Consider the following 19,240-nt stretch of genomic DNA (forward strand, 5'->3'; position numbering starts at 1 on the left):
GTTCTTTAAGGTTGGTTTAATGTTGTTAAGATACTATAAAAAATACAGTTAAATTAAAACAAATGTTTTCTGTTTTTTTAGGATTGCATTGTTAATCTAATTTATTTTTAAAATTTAGTAGGTTTAAATCTAATAAAATTATTACCCAAGAAAGTTGAAAACTCTATTCGGTTGGTTTAAAAACAATCTCATACGATTTGTGGTCTTCCAATAATTTTATTGTTAAATCTTGAATATCTTTTTTTGTTATTGAATTGACAATATTTTCAAAGTTTTCAGGGGCATTTCTATTATAGCCATCTATAATCCAAGTAGTAATTGCTGATAATTCATACCTGTTAAAGCTTTTACTTTCTTCCCTTTCTTTTAAAAAGTTAGTAAGTACCTTATCTAAATCATTTTGCTGTATTTCACCCTGTTTTATCTTTTCTATTTCTTGGTAAACAATTCCTATTAATTTTTCAGCTAAATCTGGATTACAGTCAAAGCTTATTGATAGATAAGCTAATTCTACAGGTTTTTTGTAAAGAGATCCTCTAGCACTGGCGCCATAAGTACCACCTTCCTGTTCCCTTAAAGATTCTGTATATCTAAGTTGTAGTATACTTCCAAGAGCATCCATAAGCAAGGAATTCTTTATGGAATGTGCCATATTATTTTTAATAGCTATTCTTACGGAAGCTTTAGGATCTTCCATTGGTAAATATATATCCTTATCTATTTTAGAACTTAACCATTCTACAGAATTATCTTTCCAGTGTTCTTTTTCTTTAGTTGTAGGTAAGCTTGCTATATAGCGTTCCAATAAAGGTTTTAGACTATCCTCTTTAACATCCCCTACAATAACAAATTCGAAATCTGCTGCATTGGAAAACCTTGAACTATAAAGGCTCTTCATTTTATCGAAATCAATATCGGAAACATAATTTTTATCAAACAATCTTTTATTTGGGTTATTGTTGCCATAGAGGGATACGGTTATGCTGTCGCTTATTTTAGACCTTAGATCTTTACTTTTAGTAAGTAAATAATTATCTAAATTTTGTAAAAACACATTATAAGCTACTTCATCAAATCTAGGTTTTGTAAAATGAAGGTTTAATAGTTGTAGCATGGTTTCAACATCCTTAGTGGTTGAAAATCCAGATATTGATTCAGAGATATCTCCTAATGAAAGGTTCACATTAGCCGTTTTTCCTGCTAAAACTTTTGGCAGTTCTGTTGCTGAAAATTCACCTAGCCCAGATCTTCCAATAACATTAAGCATCATATTGGCAGAGGGTAGGTCTTCTGTATTTATTAATGAATTTCCACCATAACTATGGGCTCTTAATGCGACATTGTTTTTTTGTTTGTCAACAAATTGATAGTGTACTTTAACCCCATTACTTAGTGTGTAAGTAGTAAATCCAAGTTCTTCTTGTGACTCTGTTTTTACAATTTTACCAGGAGTTAATTCCACACCTGCCATCAATGACTTCAATTCCTCTTCTTCTTGGTATGGTTGTAATGTTGTATCGTTTTCTACTTCGTTAATAATTTCTATTGTCTGAGCTTCTGTTAGGTTATTTTTTCCTTCAACCCCAGTTACTATAACATTTCTGTTATTTTTAGAATATAGTTTTTGTATTTGGGATAACAGAATATCCTGGGTTACCTCATTAAAAATACCCTTGGCTATTTCATATTCTTTGGTTATGTCTGTAATAGGCTCATTATCAAGATAATTTGCTTGTATTTGTCCTAAAATTTCTCCATGGCCTCTATCATCTAATCTGGCAATTTGGTTTTCATAATTGTTCTGGTTTTTAATGATGGATCTTTGGATTTCGGCCTTAGTAAAACCAAATTTTACGGCTCTATTAATTTCCAACATCGCTAACTTAAAAGCCTCTTGCTGTTTGCCTTCTTTAGGTATAATTCCAAATATAAATTGATTATGGGCCCTAGAAAGACCTCTAAAGCCTGTATAAACATCTATAAAAGGAGCGTCAGGTTGCTGTTTGATTTCGTTAAAACGTTCTGTTAAAACATCTATAACAATACCATTTAGTATATTCTCCCTTAAATAAGCAATAGATTTTTTGTCTTTTGGTTTGTCGTGACGGATGTTAAATTGAATACCTGCGGAAGATACCTCATTATCCATTGCCATAGCATAAGCCAGCGATTCATTGTCTTCGATTTCAACAACATAACGTTCAAGAGGATTGTCAACAGCTGGAATTGCTGAAAACTTTTCTTTTATTTTGGTTTCCATTTGTTCCAAATCAAAGTCTCCAATTATTGCTATGGCCTGTAAGTCTGTTCTATACCAATCGTGATAAAAGTCTCTCAGTGCTTTATATTCAAAATTTTCAACAATATCCATTTTTCCAATAGGAAGGCGTTCTGCGTATTTTGAATTACCAAAGGCAGTACCTATAGTTTGTTGAAAAATCCTCATTCTACCATTTTGTCTGGTACGCCATTCTTCTTTTATAACCCCTCTTTCAGCATCAATTTCATCTTCTGTTAGGAGTAGATAATTAGACCAATCATGAAGGATTTGAAGTCCCGTTTCAATAAGCTCAGGTGTTGTTGGAATATTATTTACATTATAAACGGTTTCATCAAAAGAGGTGTAGGCATTTATATCCTTTCCAAAAACAATACCTTCTTTTTCCAAGGTATTTAAAATTCCCTTTCCTTCAAAATGCTTTGTGCCGTTAAAAGCCATATGTTCTAGAAAATGAGCCAAACCCTGTTGGTCATTATTTTCTAATATAGATCCTACATTTTGTATAATGTAATAGCTGGCTACATCTTTGGTCACATCGGTGCTATGCAAGTAATAGGTCATTCCATTTGGCAAGACCCCTTTTTTTATGCTGTTATCAATAGGTAAGTTATTATTGGTGTTTTGAGCAGTAAGATTTAAGAAAAAGAAGATGCTTAATAGTGTTATGCAGTTTTTCATGATTATGTAATGAATGTTTTTTATATAGACGGTAATGTTTCTAGATTCCCCTATTAAGAAAATGTTAAATTAAATAAACTAAGGCTAAACAACTGTCTGTAATGACTTTATAAAAATTTTTTAGGATTTAAGTTTATTTTTTTCTCTTCGGGTGGGTAACATTTGTTAAGATCACAGGTTTGATAATAAATACCACAGGTTAAAACGCCATCGCTAATGTTGTTCACTTGGCAATACTGAACGAATACAAGTTCGCCGTGATAAATATATACCCCATCATCATAAGGTTCGTCCAGAGGTTTAATCCAGTTTTCTATTTTGCTAATGCCCTCGGGTAGATTTAGTTGTAATTCTGAAGTGATATAAGGCTGTGTTTTGGGAACATAGGAGTAAATATGCCAACCATGTAGCAAATTCACTTTCATAATTACCGCAAGTTGGGTTTTATCCTCAGACCAAACTATAGTAGCATTTAATGATAAAGGATCCAAATCATAACACTCGAAGGCCTTAAGTTTAGAAGCCGATTCAGCAACTTTTTTCTTGAATGACTCTGAAATTTCAGAGGATTGAGATCTTCCAATTTGTGACAGTATTAGTAAAGAAAAGACGAATAATAAATATTTATTCTTCATGGTTTGGTACGGTATTTACAAGCCATTTATAGCCCCCTGCTTCGGTAAAGAATAATTTATTTTTATTGTTTTTGTACCAATTTCTCCATTCATTGGCCGACTCGAAACTTTCATCAGTATAACGTTTTAAAATTTTATGAGCCAGTTCCATTTTTTCACCTTTTTCAAGTAGCTCAATACAAGTCGTCAATAATTCAGGTTGTCTATTGGAAACGCCCAATGATTTTACATTTTCATCAACAACAAGCCCATAATACCCTTTATCGTTTTCAAAGCTAATGTATTCTAAATTTTCATCTAAATAAGTTATATACGCTTTTACATCGGTACCAAATTGCTCAAAAAAACCACCCATATACCTTTTTATGTAATCTTCCCATGGCATATCTGGTTGCCTTGGCCTAGAGGGCCTATTAGCTAATTCTTCTTCTTCTTCAGTAAGCTTTTCACCTTTTTCTTTTTTTAATATAGCATCGTTTCTCTCTTTTTCATTTTTATCATGAAATTCCCTAATCAAACCCAAATAATCCTGATACCCTTCTTCTGTAAGGCCATATTTAATCTGATCTATATATTGTCTGGTAAATATTATTCTTTCTGTTTTTTTGGCAATAATTTTATGCCCTTTAAACTGTTTCATGTAATAAATGGCATTGGCAAAAACTTTTTTGCTTTCCTGGGTCATGTAGTCTGGTGACGCACTAAAACCCCAAAGTAAAAAGTTACCATGTCTTCCTATGGCAACCGCATCAATGTCTTTGGTACAAACCCCACTTGATATAAATTCTGTTTCGGGAGAGTCTAGAAAACCATCAAAAGAAGAGACTTGTCCTATTCTATAGCCTTTACCTTCTAAATATCCTTCTGTTTGCACTTGCCACATGGGCATGGTATCTGGAAGATTTCTTCCCGATGCATAGTGAAATGCTCCACTAGGTGTTGGTCTGTCTTCCATAGTTAAAGAAACATTTAAAGGGCCTTTAAAGATGGGGTGACCGGTATTTAAGCTATGTGCATGCGCATCTAAGCATAAACAATACCAATCTAACTTAGAACCTAGGGGAGAGGTCATTACTGGTGCAGCATGTCCAATAAAAATGGCTGCATGGTCAAAATCGTCTTCAATGTATTTTGCAGGAATATAACCCACCCTTTGTCCATTTTCATCAGTTTCAACTACCTGTTCTGATATAAGGTTTGGAATATGGTCAAAAATAGTTACATCGTAATTTTCGGATAATTTAGAATTATAGTCTCTGGCATCAACACCTTTAACTTCAGCAAAGTAAGTATTTAGGTAATCCATAAAAGCAGGATACCTATATTCGTATTCTTTTTTAAACCGTTCGTTAGATAAGGATCCCGTAGTGAAAACACCCAATCGTTCTGGCATAGGTTTTTCAGGATGGTAACCAACATACAACACTTTTAAATCCAATTTCTGTTGTGCAGTACATGTAAAGGATATAAATAATGCAAAAATAAATGCAATCTTAAAAAAATTGGTTTTCATGGTATAGGAGTTTATTAAAAAAGGGTTGTTACAATAACAACCCTTTTTTCTTTTGTTAAAAAAAGTGACTAACTCAAGATAATTATTAACAAAATATTAGGTTGATTTTATTTTAAAAGCTCTTCCAAAAGGGTAAAAGCCTCTTCGCCAGATCCCACAAACTTCTTTACTATTTTACCTTCTGGGTCAATAATAAATTTAGTTGGAAAGGCATTAACATTATAACGCAGCACAAAATTATCGACTTCACTGTCCCTTACATCCATAACCTGTTGCCATTGGTAATCGTTCTTGTTAACGAAGTCTATTATTCTTTGCTTTTTATCACCAGAGTTTACGCCCAAAATTTCTAAACGACCATTGTATTTTTTACTAAACTCCTTTACTTTAGGCATTTCAGAGACACATGGACCACACCAAATACCCCAAAAATCGACCATGACATACTTGCCTCTGTATGAAGCTAAATCAAATTCGTTACCATCTAATGTCGATGTCGTTTTAATAGCTGGAGCAACAGCGCCTTCTTTTGTACTGTTAATGGCATTAACACGATAAGATATGTCTTTGTAATAAGCCATATCTGTCAATGCACTATCAAGATTGTTAAAGGCCTCAATGGCAATGTCGTTATCAATTTGGCTTCGCATCATCATGTCGCTTAAGTAATATAAAGCTGCTACAGATGAAGGATTATTTGTAACAAACTCCTTTTTAACATCATTAACAATAGCGGTTACAGAATCAGCTTTTTCTTTAAGCGTGTTTTGGATGTCTTCATTTTCCTCAAAAGACGATTTAACCAAGTAATTAACGCTTTCGTTCATTAAAGGATAAATCTTTTTATGGAATGTGCCCAGTTCATTGTTAATGCTATCGCTGTTTTCTGGGTAAGCATCCATAAAATCTGATGCCTTGCCACTCACTTTTATGTTTGCACCAGGGTATAGGATGGCAGCTAAATAACCCGACTTAGCAGGGTAATAGCCCCTTGGCGTTCCTTTAATGAGTTCTTTCATTCTTGTGAAAAAAGTCACAAAATGATGTCCTTCAATAGAATCGGTTAATGTAAAGCTTCCATTAGTAACAACAACTGAATCTGTTCTGTAGCCCAAAGCATCATAATCTTTGTTTGGCATTCTGTAATATAGGGTGTTGTTCTCTAAACCTTCAATAGTACCTTCTAATGTAAAGGTCTTTGGAGTTTCTACTTCACTTACCTCATTTTTACATGAAGCCAAGAAAACGACCAATAAAACAAGCATTATATTACTACCTAAATTGTTCATTATGTTTTTTGTTTAAATTTATTAACTAGTTAAAGGTTAAAACTCTGCAATTTCATTGCAGTTACTTTAGTTTCAATAAACCTTTTGAATATTACTTTGTCATTTCGCACTTGATGCGGAATCCACTTATATGTTTTGGATTCCTGCCTTCGCAGGAATGACAGTAAATACTAAAAAAAGAATTTCATTTCTTTCTTTAAAACGATGGATTTAAAATCCATAATGGTTTATTTTAGATTTATTAAAAAGGGTTTCATGCATCATGGCGTGAAACCCTTTTGAAATTATTTAAAACCGGTTAGTACTCGTTTTGTACTGTAGCACCACCGCTTAGGGTTAAAACTTCATCACCTATTGGTCTAGCCCAAGCTCTAGAGTCTGGTTGTATAGTAATAGTTTCTCCATTAATCGTTCTAGTAATTACTATAGGGTCTGTTAATGGATCATTATTCAATCGCTTAATATCCATAAAACGCAAGGTAAATGGAGCCTCTCTTCTACGTTCGTCTATAACTTCATTTACTGCATCTTTTACAGAAGCCGGTATTGTGAGTGGTGTGTAATCAGCTGCTGCAAATCGATTAACACGTACCATTTCAATGTCTGACATGGCTCCTGATAAATCATTATCACGTGCTTTACATTCAGCTCTTGTTAAATACATTTCTGCAACACTAGGTCCGGCATAAGAATCCCCAGGTCCCATGTGCATATAACTGGTCCATGTATTAGAGGTAACACCGGTACGGGCAAACCAGCCATCAATATAAAAGACATTACGTATATCTGCTGGGTCATATAAATCTAACAATTCTTGGCTAGGGCTTGTATTCCATGACCCATTTGTTTCATAGAAATAAAAATATTGGTCAGTATAAAAGTCAGACCCAGACTGTTGCCAAGAAGCCAATTGTGCAGTATTTGGATAAACAAAATCACCATACCATAAAGTGAATGGAAGAATTGTAATTTCATCCTCAAAATTTACCATGGTATTAAAACCACTTAAGGCTGCATCAGCATGAGTTTTAGCCTGATCATAATTACCCAAATACAAATGTACTCTGGCAGCTAAGGCATGCACACTAGGTTTTCCTATACGATAACGCCCTTTCTTTTCTGTATTAGGGTATTTTAATGCTTCGTTTAATTCTGCTAAAATAAAATCAAAAGTTTCCTTAACTGTAGCTCTTTCTTGACTTTCGGTAACAGAACTGGTTTGTTTTATTACAATACCCAATTCTTCTTGATTAGCACTATTGGGGTATAAAGCATAAGTTAGTGCCAAATTAAAGTGATTGTGAGCTCGATAAAAATGTGCTTCAGCTGTTAACAAATCTACTAAAGCTTGGTCTTCCATACCACTTACTGTTCCTTCTTCCAGTTGTTCTAATATTAAATTAGAAACAACCAGCATACGTCCATAATAAGTTGCCCAAGTTCTGTCAGATGATCTACTTTCCATAGTTGTAGAAAATGTATACTGTTGTTGTTGTTCCTCATTAAAAGAAGTAGACTCATCTAAAATCTCTTGAGGCATAAATGCATTATCATGACACCATACACTTGCCTGATGTTCAGTACCAACTGCAGATATGGTTCCATAAAATAATCTATCCAAATCATCAACTGTCTGTATTACAACATCTGTATTAACATTTGGGTTAACATCTAGATGATCTTCAGAGCAGGCAGTAAAAAGAACACTACATATAATAAATAAAAATACTTTTTTCATAATTTTTTTTTTAAAATTCAATATTTAAACCTAAAGAAAATGTTTTTTCAGGAGCTCTTGTTACCCCTTCAATATATTCAGGATCTATTCCATGATCATTAGCTTTCCATATATTACCTAAGTTTTCAGCTTGGGCAAATAAGCGCAGACGTGAAATTCCTGCTTTTGAAAGGACATCTTGTGGCAAATCATATGCAAAAAATACTTGTCTTAAACGAATATGTGCTGCATCTTCCACTAAGGTATCCAAATTTGGAGTATACCAACCCCATCTATAACCCCAAAACTCATATTCCGTTTCTAGCTTAGGAAGCCCCATGGCGTCATGATTGCCGGCTAATAACCCAGCTAAGTCTTCATGAAACCCTCCTTTTTGCAGGAATACTTCATAATTAAAAGTTGGTCTAATAAATTTGTGTCCAAATTTACCAGTCATTCTGGTACTTAAGGTAAAGTTTTTAAATCTTAAGGTATTGTTCCATCCTATTACTGTTGGCGCTACTCTGGTACCCATATACTTAAGAACATCTCTACCATCTTCTCCATTTTGACCAATGTTTAGATCCATACCATAAGTTTCACCATTTTCACCAATTATAGTTGGGTACGGTTTGGGTTGTGAATCTATGGTTTGCATACCGCCATATACAAATGAATAGATTGGTTGGTAAGGCTTTCCTTCAATATATGGAAAACTAGAAATACTACGTGGGAAAATAGCAATATCTTTTAATGAGGTGACTTCACTATCATTAAATGCAAAAACAACATTAGTTGTAAAACTGGTATTGCTTGAAAGCCTGATATCTGAACTTAAATCAAACTCTAACCCTTTGTTAAGCATACTTGCCACATTGTATCTAGCAGAAGTAAAACCTGTAGTAGGAGAGGTGTCTACACTAGCTATTAAATCTTTACTTGCTTTATTATAGTAATCTATTGAACCATATAATTTACTATCGAATAAATCAAGATCCAAACCAATATTGTAAGTAGCTACGCGTTCCCAACGTAAATCTGGATTACCTAAACCATTAAGAAAAGCTCTAAAACCTCCATGAATAGGGCTAAAAGAAGGACTCAAACTAATAGTAGGAATTGTAGCTTCAGCATTTACAACATTACCATTTTGACCATTGGTAACCCTAAGTTTTAAACGATTAACAAAGTCAACATCTCTTAAAAAGTTTTCTTCACTAATGTTCCAGCTAGCTCCAATAGACCACATCGGGTTATAACGTTGACTTTTATCTTCAACTATAAAGTTAGCACCATCAGAGCGTGCACTACCAGAAATGGTATACTTACCATCATAAGTATATGCAAAATTTCCAAAATATGATATAAAACGATCATCGCTTCGTGTGAAAGCTCTACCATCACCAACTCCACCAGCACCCCATATTGACTGCCAAGGTTGATTATTTGGAACAGCATAAGTGAAGTTATCTTTATTAAAGCCATAGGTTCTTACTCCACCTGTAAACTTACTTGTACTGGATGTTTTTTCAACACCCCCTAAAACATTGATATAATGTTTACCAAACATTTTATCATAAGTTATTAAGTTTCTTAAAGTAAGATAATCTGTTTCTCCAAAGGCATTGTCTAAGATGGCTCCAGTAGGAATACGGGATTCCCCCAAATTACCATTTACTGGATCATAATTAGGGATTTCATACCCATTAATTACTGCAAACTTAACAGAAGACGTTTCAGGGCCATAATAGTTATTAGAATTAGTATCATATTTCTGATAAGTAAAACTTGGTTTAACCATTAACCCATCTATAATTTTAATGTCTAATCCAGCACTAACTCTTAAATTGGTTTCCTTAGTAACAAATTCTGTATCCCTGGCATCCCTAAGTGGGTTAAATGTAATGTCGTCGTAAGGCAGGCCATTAACACTATTTGCAAAAATCTCTAAATATTTAGCATCGTATGTAGGATGATATACAGAAGCATAAGAGCCATCGTCATTTATCAATCGATCATAGGGTTGTAAGTTCTGTATTGTATTAAACCCAACACCGGCACTTTCTCTTCTAGATTTATCCAACATTCCACTAATGTTTAATGTTAACCAATCTGAAATTTTATACTGGTTGTTGAGGTTAATTAATAATTGATTGTCTTCAGTCCCTATAAATGCACCTGTATTATCGTTATATAACACAGATAACCTAGTATTACTATTATCAGTAGAAGTACCAAAAGACAAATTATATTGTTTTTGAATAGGAGCAACTAATAAATAATCTTTAGCATCTATAAGGCTATTATTGTTAGACAACCTAGAAATAATGGCATTTAATTCTGCCTGGGTTATATCACCATTATAAGCATCAAAATAAGCTCTTGCGCCTTGTGAATAGGCTGTATTTCCACCACGGTTAACATTTTGCCTGTCAAATAATGTATTTGGAGCAGGATATGGTAACATAAAACCACTTAAAACACCATGTCCACCAGGTATCCATATGGTAGCTTCATATGCTAATTGTGTTTTGGAATCAGCAGTTGTAATATTACGATCTAAATCCATTTTAGGACGCATTTTAACTGAAGAGGTAAACCCAATTTGCATTTTACCTTTCTTGGCTTTTTTTGTTGTAATTACAATGACACCGTTTGCAGCTCTTGCTCCCCAAATAGATGCAGCAGCAGCATCCTTAAGAATATTTATACTTTCAACATCGTTAGGGTTAATCGTATTAAAGTTGCTTACTTGAATTGGAAATCCATCAACCACTAAAAGAGGTGCTCTGGATGAAGTCATAGTTCCAACACCCCTTATCGCTATATCGTCCAAATTAATTCTACCATCAGCATCTTCAACCACTTGAATACCAGGAGCAATACCCTGAAGTACAGAACCTATATTTTGAGTTACTGTATTCTGAATTTGCTCTTTTTTAATTGGTGTAAAAGAACCGGTTGAACGTTCTTTAGCAACTTTTTGGTATCCAGTTACAATAACTTCTTCAAGTTCACTTACATCCTCTTGCATTGTGAAATCGTATATTGTTTTTCCTTCCTGCACAAGTTGTTGTGCTGTTTTAAAACCTACACCTGTTACAACTATTATTTCACCTAGATTAGCATTAAGCTTAAATTTACCGTCGAAATCTGTATAGGTTCCCCTAATAATGTTTTGACCAATTTCAGAAGTATTAGTAGTAGTATAAACACTTAAACCCGCAATAGGAACGCCTTGACCATCTATAATAGTCCCTGTAACTGGTATACCCTGCTGTAAGCCACCAATTGTTATTGGTTTTATTAAAACATTATTCGTGTTGGGAGATAACTCAACTTGAAATTCACCGTGCGATAAACTTTTTTGAAGTAATTCATTAATTAAAATACTTCCTTTTTTAAGATTCACTTTTGGAAAATCTTTAAAAGTATCTACTTGATAAATAAAAGTATAATCTGTTTGGTCAGAAATAAGTTCAAAAACCTCATCTACAGTTAATACTCTATCATTTTCTATCTTTATTTTTGTGTTTTGAGAAAACACCTCATTTGCAGGGGTGAAACCAAAAACCATTGAGCAAAACAAAAAAATAAAACTCTTCATAGCCATAATTAGTAACTTATCCTTATAAAAGAAAAAAGGATTCTTTAATTTAATTTCCATAAATTTACATTGTTTATTAGTTAGTTAACGATTTAATTGATTAATAATGTTTATGAAAGGGAGTTGAGGTGTTGTTTTGTGGTAAAGTATAAACCCTCACTTCCTTTTTCTTTTTTATCTTATTAAAATTGTTTTTCCATTTATACTATAGTTATTAATATAATTAGTATTCTTTATATTGATTAATATTTCTTCTATATTCTGGTTTTTACTTGACACTCCGGTAAAACGAATATTTTCTAATTCTTTATCCATAAAAATAATATCCACATCATACCATCTAGATAGTACTTTTGCAATTTCTTTTAAAGGTAAATTTGTAAAGGTGAAAATTCCTTTCCTCCAAGAAACAACTTTTCTCACATTAACATTAGTAATATTAATTGTGTTGTTTTGTCCTTTAGTATTTATTTCGGACTGCTCACCTGGTTTTAAAGTAGCCTTTTCAAAACCATTGTTTATTGCGATACTGCCCTCAGATAATGTAGTTAAAATACGTGGTTCATCTTTATAAGCCTTGATATTAAACTCAGTACCCAACACCTCTATTTCTTGCATTTGTGTATTAACAATAAATTGAGCGCCGTTATGGTTAGCACTAGGAGAAACTTCAAAATAGGCTTCTCCATATACCAACTCAACTTTACGTGATTCTCCTTTGGCAAAAGCCACTGGGTATTTAAGTTTAGATTCAGAATTTAACCAAACTTTTGTACCATCGGGTAATTGTACATAAAACTCACCACCTCTTGGGATGGTTAAATAATTGTATTTAATCTCGCCTTTTAAAACTTTAGCATCCCTATAAACCACACCTGCATCATTAGCTTTCACGTTGTTACTCACAAAGTCTTTACCTGTTTCAAGAAAGATATCGGTTCCATCTTCTAAAGTCAATGTTGCTTTGTTAGATCCAATTTCAATATCATTATTAATTAAAGTTGGCTGTGCAATAGTTATAATATTTATGGGATTGTTTTTTTCTCTCTTGTTTATAAAGACAATAGAAAGACTAACAAACAAAATTACAGACGCCGCAACAGCATATTTCCAAAAGGATGTATTTCTTTTAATGGGTTTAATTTTACTTTCTAAGTCATCCCAAGAAACTAAATTGGCAGATTGTAAAGACCTGAATTGTTCAATGCTGTAATTTGTTACAACATAATGTTTAAACACAAGACGGTTTTTTTCTTTTTCCTTCAACCAGTTATTTAGTACTTGTATTTCTTCACTATTTATCTGATTAGTAAAGTACTTAATAACTAACGCTTCTATTTGATAGTTAATCATAAAATAACAAAATATACTTCTAAGACGCTTATATCTAAAATTACCCTAGTATAAATTTCATTTTTTTTATAGATTTACCCCATCTTCAATAATGGAAATGAAAAATAGCGAAGAAAATATTGAGTTGTTAGTGCAAAATTTTAAAAACGGTAGCACCTTAGCATTTAAAATACTGTTTGAGAAATATCATGTTGAGCTTACAGCTTTTATAAATAGTTATACGAATGATGAAGCATTGTCGAAAGATATTGTTCAAGAATCGTTTGTTAAATTATGGGATGCAAGAGCAAATATTAAAAGCGAAAACTCAATATCAGCATATTTATACAAGATAGGCTATTATATTTTTATTGATAATTATAGAAAAAACAAGAAAGAGTCTCAAATGATAGATTCTTTAACTTACAAAGCACTTTCAAGTTTCGAAGAAACAGATAATGGTTATTTAAAGGAACAAAGATTAAAAAAAATTTATTCAGCCATTGAGAATTTACCACCCCGATGTAAGGAGATTTTCAAAATGAGTAAGCTTCAGGGCTATAAATATTATGAAATTGCGAAAATGTTAAAGATAACTGAAAAAGCAGTTGAATCGCAAATGTCAATAGCCTTTAAAAAAATAAGAAATGAAATAAGAAATAATAGTTCATTATTATTATTTTTTAATTTAATGTCAAATAAATTTGATTTAAAAACCGGTATCAAACGGTCTATAGATTGAAAAACCTCTTGTAGAATTTTCTAAAGAGGTTTTTTTATTATTTAAAAATTATTAGTTTTATTAGTTCTTCAGCCTTCTTTGTTGTTCTGCATAAGGAATACCCTTTGTAATCCAATCTTCTGCTACTTCTCCTTTAAGATAATGGCCAAACCATTTTAAAATGCGTTGTTGGTAATCTATCCTGTTTTTGTCGGCCCTCAACCCATGTCCCTCTTTGGCATATACTAATAAAATAAATGGTTTGTTCGCTCTTCTGGCAGCATTGTAATATTCAATGCCTTGAGCCCAATTTACATTTAGGTCATTGTCGCCTACTTCAAATAGAATAGGGGTGTTTAATTTTTCTATTTGCATAACAGACGAATTTTTAATATAGTTTTCTGGAGAAACCCAAGGCGCCGTGTCCATGCGTTCTTGACCTACTTCAAAGTGGTCATTTTCAGGTCTACCGCCAAAAGCAGGGGTTATTGCTAAATTCATACTAATTAAATCGGTTAAACCAGCTCCCGCTACACTGGCTGCAAAAATATTGGTTTGCGTTGGCACATAACCCGCTTGATAGCCTCCCCATGAATGGCCTATTAGGCCTACCTTTGAGGGGTCAACATCACCTAAATCAACAACAGCACTAACAGCGTTTTCTAATGTTTTGGTTGAAGAAACACCAGGATTACCAGCTATAAAATCGATATCTGGATTGAGGACAAAGTATCCATTTTGGGTCCAAACGGTTGTGTTGTAATAATCGGTTTTAGATGGCATGATATATCTGTTTAATCCTCTTGTTAGTTTTTCATAGATATAGGTTATCATGGGATATTTTTCCCCTTCCTTATAATCCGCTGGATAATACAAAATACCTTGAGCTTCTTTTCCTAAGGCGTTAGTGAAGGAAACCAATTTTGCTTTTCCCCAATTATAATTTTTTTGGAACGGGTTTGTATTACTTATTTGCAGGGGATTTGAAAATGTGCTATTGGTTAGATAGACATTTGGTGATTGTACATACGATTGTTTTACAAAGATCATATCATTGGCATTTTTGGCTTTCATTAACCTTGTAATTGAAGCATCTTCAAAAATATGCCTTTTTATTCCTTTACCTGGAATTCCGGAAGCATACCCTGTTTGCTTCGAATATTTTCCAAACAATGAAAAATAAATTAATTCATCGGTATCTATTAATGGTTCATCACGGTCTAAAGAAACAATGCGATATACAATGTTTTCGTCCTTTCCATTTGTTATTTTTCTAATATTGCCCGTTTTAGTGAATACCTGCCAAACATCAAACTCTGAATAAATAAAAAAGGATTTACTGTCCTTACTCCATCCACCAAAACCAAAAGCTCTTTTTTGTGGTAAAGGGTGGTCGTCTTCAAAATTTATAAAAGTAGCATCAATATTTTTAGTGATATTACTGGTTGTTTTAGAATTGATATCGAATAAATGTAAATGGTTGTTTTTTAGGTAAACAAAAAAGGTATTGTTAGGACTCACATCCCATGTATCAAAAATGTTTTCCAATACTTTAGTTTTTGCTCCAGTTAACGAATTGATGACATAGGCATCATAGGATGGTCTTCCAAACATGGCTTCAAAGTCATATGGTGTGCCATCCAAACCTATCATAACTTCATTGTTTTGTTGAATTTTAACGTCATCAACAAGTGAATCGTTAAGCTGAACAATCTTATTTTCCTTTAAATGCCAAACAGCATTCTTTGGGGTTTCAATATCTTTCATCCTGCTCCTTTTTTGGGCAGGGATAATAACAACATCTCTGCTGTTCCATATTTCAAGATCGGGCGATTCAATTTTGTCGGTATCTGTTGCTGTTGAATCCTTTTCTTTATTTTCTTCTGATACTTTTTTGTTCCAACTAAAAGTCTTAAAAAAGATATGATTACCATCATCTGATATTGAAATTCTATCAGGAAGAATTCTGGTTTCTATAGGGAAGTTCTCGAAATCATTTTGATTAAAAACAAAAGAAGAGGTGTTTTTCTTACCTATATTGTTCCAGGCCAATAGATCAAACGTATTGTTTTCATAATCCTTATTTTCAACCTTTCTTCTAACAAACAGCGTGTTGCTTTTTTCAAACCAATTCAAACCTGAATACTCTACATCTTTTTGATCTAATACTTTTAGGGTTCCAGTGTTAGGGTTATATAGTTGAATGGTATTGCCAATATTGTCTTCTGTTTTAATTAACATTGCTAACAAATCACCTTCAGGTTGCCATCTAAATTCTGTAATATTTCCAAAAGTTAGATTGGAGCTAGTTTCTAAGTTTTTAACAATTAGTGTTTTTGTATTATTGTTTTCTTTTACTAAGGCTATAAAATTTTCAGTACCGCTTATATTAAAATATGAATAATCTTCTAAATTAATAGTATCCATTGATTTAAGATTCAGTAAGACGGTTTTTCTAGGTTTTTTGTCTTTATTTTTATTAATGCGTTTTGCTTCTTTTCCAGAAGGAACAATATCGTAAGAAAACCAAATGCTCTTTTCTGAAAAACTGCTTTTAGCAGCATTTATTATTGTATCTAACTTACCTGACTTAATATTATACAAATAAGTGGTTTGATCACCTCCTTGTGTGTTGATTTGGTATTTTAACCAGTTTCCATCATTGGATAGTGCATAATTGTTAATGCTCTCCCATTTTTCATAGTCATCAGGTGTTACTAATTTTAGGGAATCTTGAGCTTTAATATCAAAACTATTTAAACCTAAAATTAAGTTAAGAATTAAAAGGATTAAAGTGTGTTTTTTTGAGTTTGTTTTTTGCATTACCAGTGGTTTTTTTAAATTAATTTTAAGAAATTACGAAAACAACTACATATACCCTTATAAATTATTAGGGTTAGAGGGTTTTTTACCATTTTTTTAACTTTTACATGCTATGAAGCAAGTAAATAACAATAACAGCTTTAAACAAGTGATGTGATAAACAATCTTTATTTTGTAAAGATTAAACAACATTACCAAAAGTTTCTGAGCTGTTTTTTTATTTAGATTTTATTTCCATTGAAATAATAACTTAGACTAAAAGTATAATAGAGAGAATTCAGAGAACTTGTTTTAATTATGAATTGTTTAAAAAAAGGCTTCCAAAATTATTTTGGGAGCCTTTTTTGCTAGCTTATTATTTATCCTAAATTTATTATCTAGGTCTAGAATAGATATTGGAAGGCCAATCGGCACCATCTGTTCTTGTAAATCTCACTGTTCCCGTTTCGTCATAAGCATCGGAGTAAGTGTACCAAAACTCGATGTCCATAGAAGGACCATTGATATTGGAAATGGTCCAGTGTTCAGAATAGTTACCTTCTACATAGGTTTCACCTGATAAAAAGTTGAAATATAATTTACCTGGACCACCATAATAATAGTCCCATAATAGGTTTGACATACTATAAACTTGGTTACCTAAGTGGGTAATGTTAACAGAACCTGTTTTACCTACATACACGCCTCCCCATTGTTCAGCACCACCGCTTACTACAATCCATTCAAAATCAAAAGTACCTTCCCAAACAGGTGGCGCATAATCCTCAACTTTAACTTTCATACCAAAGCGGTTACCTACCTTTATTGATTGTCTGGAATCAAAAGTAGTGCCATCCTTGGCTGTAATTACATAGTACAATAGAAAAATATCACCTTCTCTTGCTAAAACACTAGATCTACTATTTTTAAAGTCATTTAAATATAATCCGTAAGCATCATCGGCATTAATATTAAAGGTAAATTCTCCAGACTCTGGAACATTTACTGAGCCTATCATTTTACCAGTTGTATTAAACGGAGCGGTATAATTATAGCCATCTTTTTCTTCAACGGTAAGATAAAAATCTACTTTGGAAAAGTTATCTGTAGAGACGTTAGACTTTATACTCATATTTATTTCCACTTCATCATTTCCCCAATATTCTTCTTTAGTAAGTAGGTCGTAATACCAAATGAAAGTTTCTTTATCTTCAACTGGAGTGAATGCAATTCTCGTTTTTTCTTGCCATTTAACTACAACCTCTTCAGAAATTGAATCGTCACTTTCATCACAAGAGTTTAGTAAAAAAATAGCACTAAAAAATAAAAAACATTTAAAAATTATTTCTCTTTTCATAATTAGAATAGTTAGTTGTTAATTTATGTTATTCTGTGGTTTAATTATTATTAATACGAGGAATTTAAAAATACCCTATAAAGTTTTTTGTTTTTTTCTTGATTAATGTCCGAATAGCCCTTTTAGCTTAGTATCCAATTCATCTTTGGTTGGGTTTCTTAAAAGAATGGTGTTGTTATTATCAATCAAAAATGTAGTTGGTAAATGAGGCACTCCGTAACTTTTGGCTACAGGGCCGTAAGCCCTGCCTTCTGCAGCATCAAATACATGAATCCATGGGGTTTCATCTTCCTCTATAGCTTTACGCCATTGTTCTTCAACATCGGCAGTACCAATACCAACAATTTCAAAACCGTCTTTTTTGTATTGCTTACGTAATTCTTTTAAATGTGGAAATGATGTTCTACAAGGGATACACCAACTAGCCCAAAAATCGACTAACTTATATTTTGCATTTACTTTTGATAAAGCCAGTTCATTCCCTTCAACAGTATTAAGGGTAAAGTCCGGAGCAGTATTACCTATCCCTAAGTTTTCAAAATTGTCTTTATAAACTTTGGTGATATGATGTTTGAAAAATACAGTCTCTCTGGCGTTACCAGTAAAAAGGTTGTAATACTCCTTTAATTCATCTTTAGTCATTCTGCCTTCAGTATACTGATACCCTAAAACATGCACTGCTATGGGAGAGCCTGGGTTGTTTTTAACAAAGTCTATTTTTGCTTTTATGTACCTATCCTTTTGCTCCTTGCTAAGTGGCATTAGCTCTTTTTGAAGGCTTTCAGCTTTTTCAAGATCTTCAGCGCTTTTAGTCTTTTTCGCTTGTGCATAAAGTTTCCCGATTTCATCAAGGGGTTTATATTTTGGGTCTTCTAGTATAGCCTGGGCTTGCGCTTCTATGGCTGCATATTGGTTATGACTTTTGGAACCGGAAACCTTAGAATTAAATTGCCAATTACTTGCTTGTACCTCAGACCAATCGATGTCTAAAGTAATGTGACTGTTTTCAAGAAAAAATCTACTGATCTTGCCATCAATGGATAAATTAACCATATCTGGAAAATCAACTTTTCCGGTAAATTCAAAAGCACCATTTACAATTTGGGTACTGTCTATCACAGTAACTTTTTCACGATTACCGTAATCAGTCATTTTAACAAAGCCTTGATCAAGTCCTTTTATGGTACCTGAAATTATATATCCAGCCTTCTCTCTACTTTGAGTTGTATAGTCTTTGCATGAAGTAATTAAGGTAAAAACAATTAAAACAACTGTAATTCTCAGTACAAAATTCTTCATGGTATATAA

At 32.9% G+C, this 19,240-nt stretch carries 11 protein-coding genes; 1 reads left to right on the forward strand and 10 read right to left on the reverse strand.

Translation table 11 applies throughout. The features are described from left to right. Window positions 1–163 precede the first annotated feature (163 nt). From MR053_RS11440 to MR053_RS11470, 7 genes are all read right to left on the reverse strand, one after another. Window positions 164–2,959: a M16 family metallopeptidase gene (locus MR053_RS11440; protein ID WP_242132569.1), complete on the reverse strand. Its 2,796-nt coding sequence runs from the start codon at window positions 2,957–2,959 to the stop codon at window positions 164–166. Window positions 2,960–3,066: 107 nt separating this feature from the next. Next, a complete protein-coding gene (locus MR053_RS11445; RefSeq protein ID WP_242132570.1) occupies window positions 3,067–3,594 on the reverse strand; it encodes a protein-disulfide reductase DsbD domain-containing protein in 528 nt (175 codons plus the stop codon). After that, entirely contained in the window at window positions 3,584–5,107 is a 1,524-nt protein-coding gene (locus tag MR053_RS11450; protein ID WP_242132571.1) for a hypothetical protein, read from the reverse strand. Before MR053_RS11450 ends, MR053_RS11445 begins: the two co-directional genes overlap by 11 nt. 107 nt (window positions 5,108–5,214) lie before the next feature. After that, window positions 5,215–6,396 carry a TlpA disulfide reductase family protein gene (locus MR053_RS11455; protein WP_242132572.1) on the reverse strand — a complete coding sequence of 394 codons (1,182 nt, stop codon included), beginning with the start codon at window positions 6,394–6,396 and terminating at the stop codon, window positions 5,215–5,217. A 298-nt stretch (window positions 6,397–6,694) separates the two neighbouring features. After that, a complete protein-coding gene (locus tag MR053_RS11460; protein ID WP_242132573.1) occupies window positions 6,695–8,134 on the reverse strand; it encodes a RagB/SusD family nutrient uptake outer membrane protein in 1,440 nt (479 codons plus the stop codon). Window positions 8,135–8,144: 10 nt separating this feature from the next. Further along, window positions 8,145–11,780: a SusC/RagA family TonB-linked outer membrane protein gene (locus MR053_RS11465; RefSeq protein WP_242132574.1), complete on the reverse strand. Its 3,636-nt coding sequence runs from the start codon at window positions 11,778–11,780 to the stop codon at window positions 8,145–8,147. 114 nt (window positions 11,781–11,894) lie between these two features. Continuing rightward, window positions 11,895–13,073, reverse strand: coding sequence for a FecR family protein (locus MR053_RS11470; RefSeq protein WP_242132575.1), 1,179 nt, complete (start codon window positions 13,071–13,073; stop codon window positions 11,895–11,897). A gap of 91 nt (window positions 13,074–13,164) precedes the next feature. Between MR053_RS11470 and MR053_RS11475 the strand changes: the two genes are divergently transcribed. Next, complete coding sequence (locus MR053_RS11475; protein WP_242132576.1) at window positions 13,165–13,794, forward strand: RNA polymerase sigma factor; 630 nt, start codon at window positions 13,165–13,167, stop codon at window positions 13,792–13,794. 60 nt (window positions 13,795–13,854) lie between these two features. Here MR053_RS11475 and MR053_RS11480 read toward each other — a convergent pair whose 3' ends face one another. The 3 genes from MR053_RS11480 to MR053_RS11490 all read right to left on the reverse strand — a co-directional run bounded on the left by MR053_RS11480 (window position 13,855) and on the right by MR053_RS11490 (window position 19,231). Beyond that, window positions 13,855–16,596, reverse strand: a complete 2,742-nt coding sequence (locus MR053_RS11480; protein WP_242132577.1) for an alpha/beta hydrolase family protein — start codon at window positions 16,594–16,596, stop codon at window positions 13,855–13,857. Between the two features lie 373 nt (window positions 16,597–16,969). Further along, window positions 16,970–17,932 carry a hypothetical protein gene (locus MR053_RS11485; protein WP_242132578.1) on the reverse strand — a complete coding sequence of 321 codons (963 nt, stop codon included), beginning with the start codon at window positions 17,930–17,932 and terminating at the stop codon, window positions 16,970–16,972. Window positions 17,933–18,034: 102 nt separating this feature from the next. Continuing rightward, window positions 18,035–19,231 carry a TlpA disulfide reductase family protein gene (locus MR053_RS11490; protein WP_242132579.1) on the reverse strand — a complete coding sequence of 399 codons (1,197 nt, stop codon included), beginning with the start codon at window positions 19,229–19,231 and terminating at the stop codon, window positions 18,035–18,037. Window positions 19,232–19,240: the final 9 nt, after the last annotated feature.

This window comes from Aestuariivivens marinum, from assembly GCF_022662175.1.
Lineage (GTDB): Bacteria > Bacteroidota > Bacteroidia > Flavobacteriales > Flavobacteriaceae > Aestuariivivens > Aestuariivivens marinum.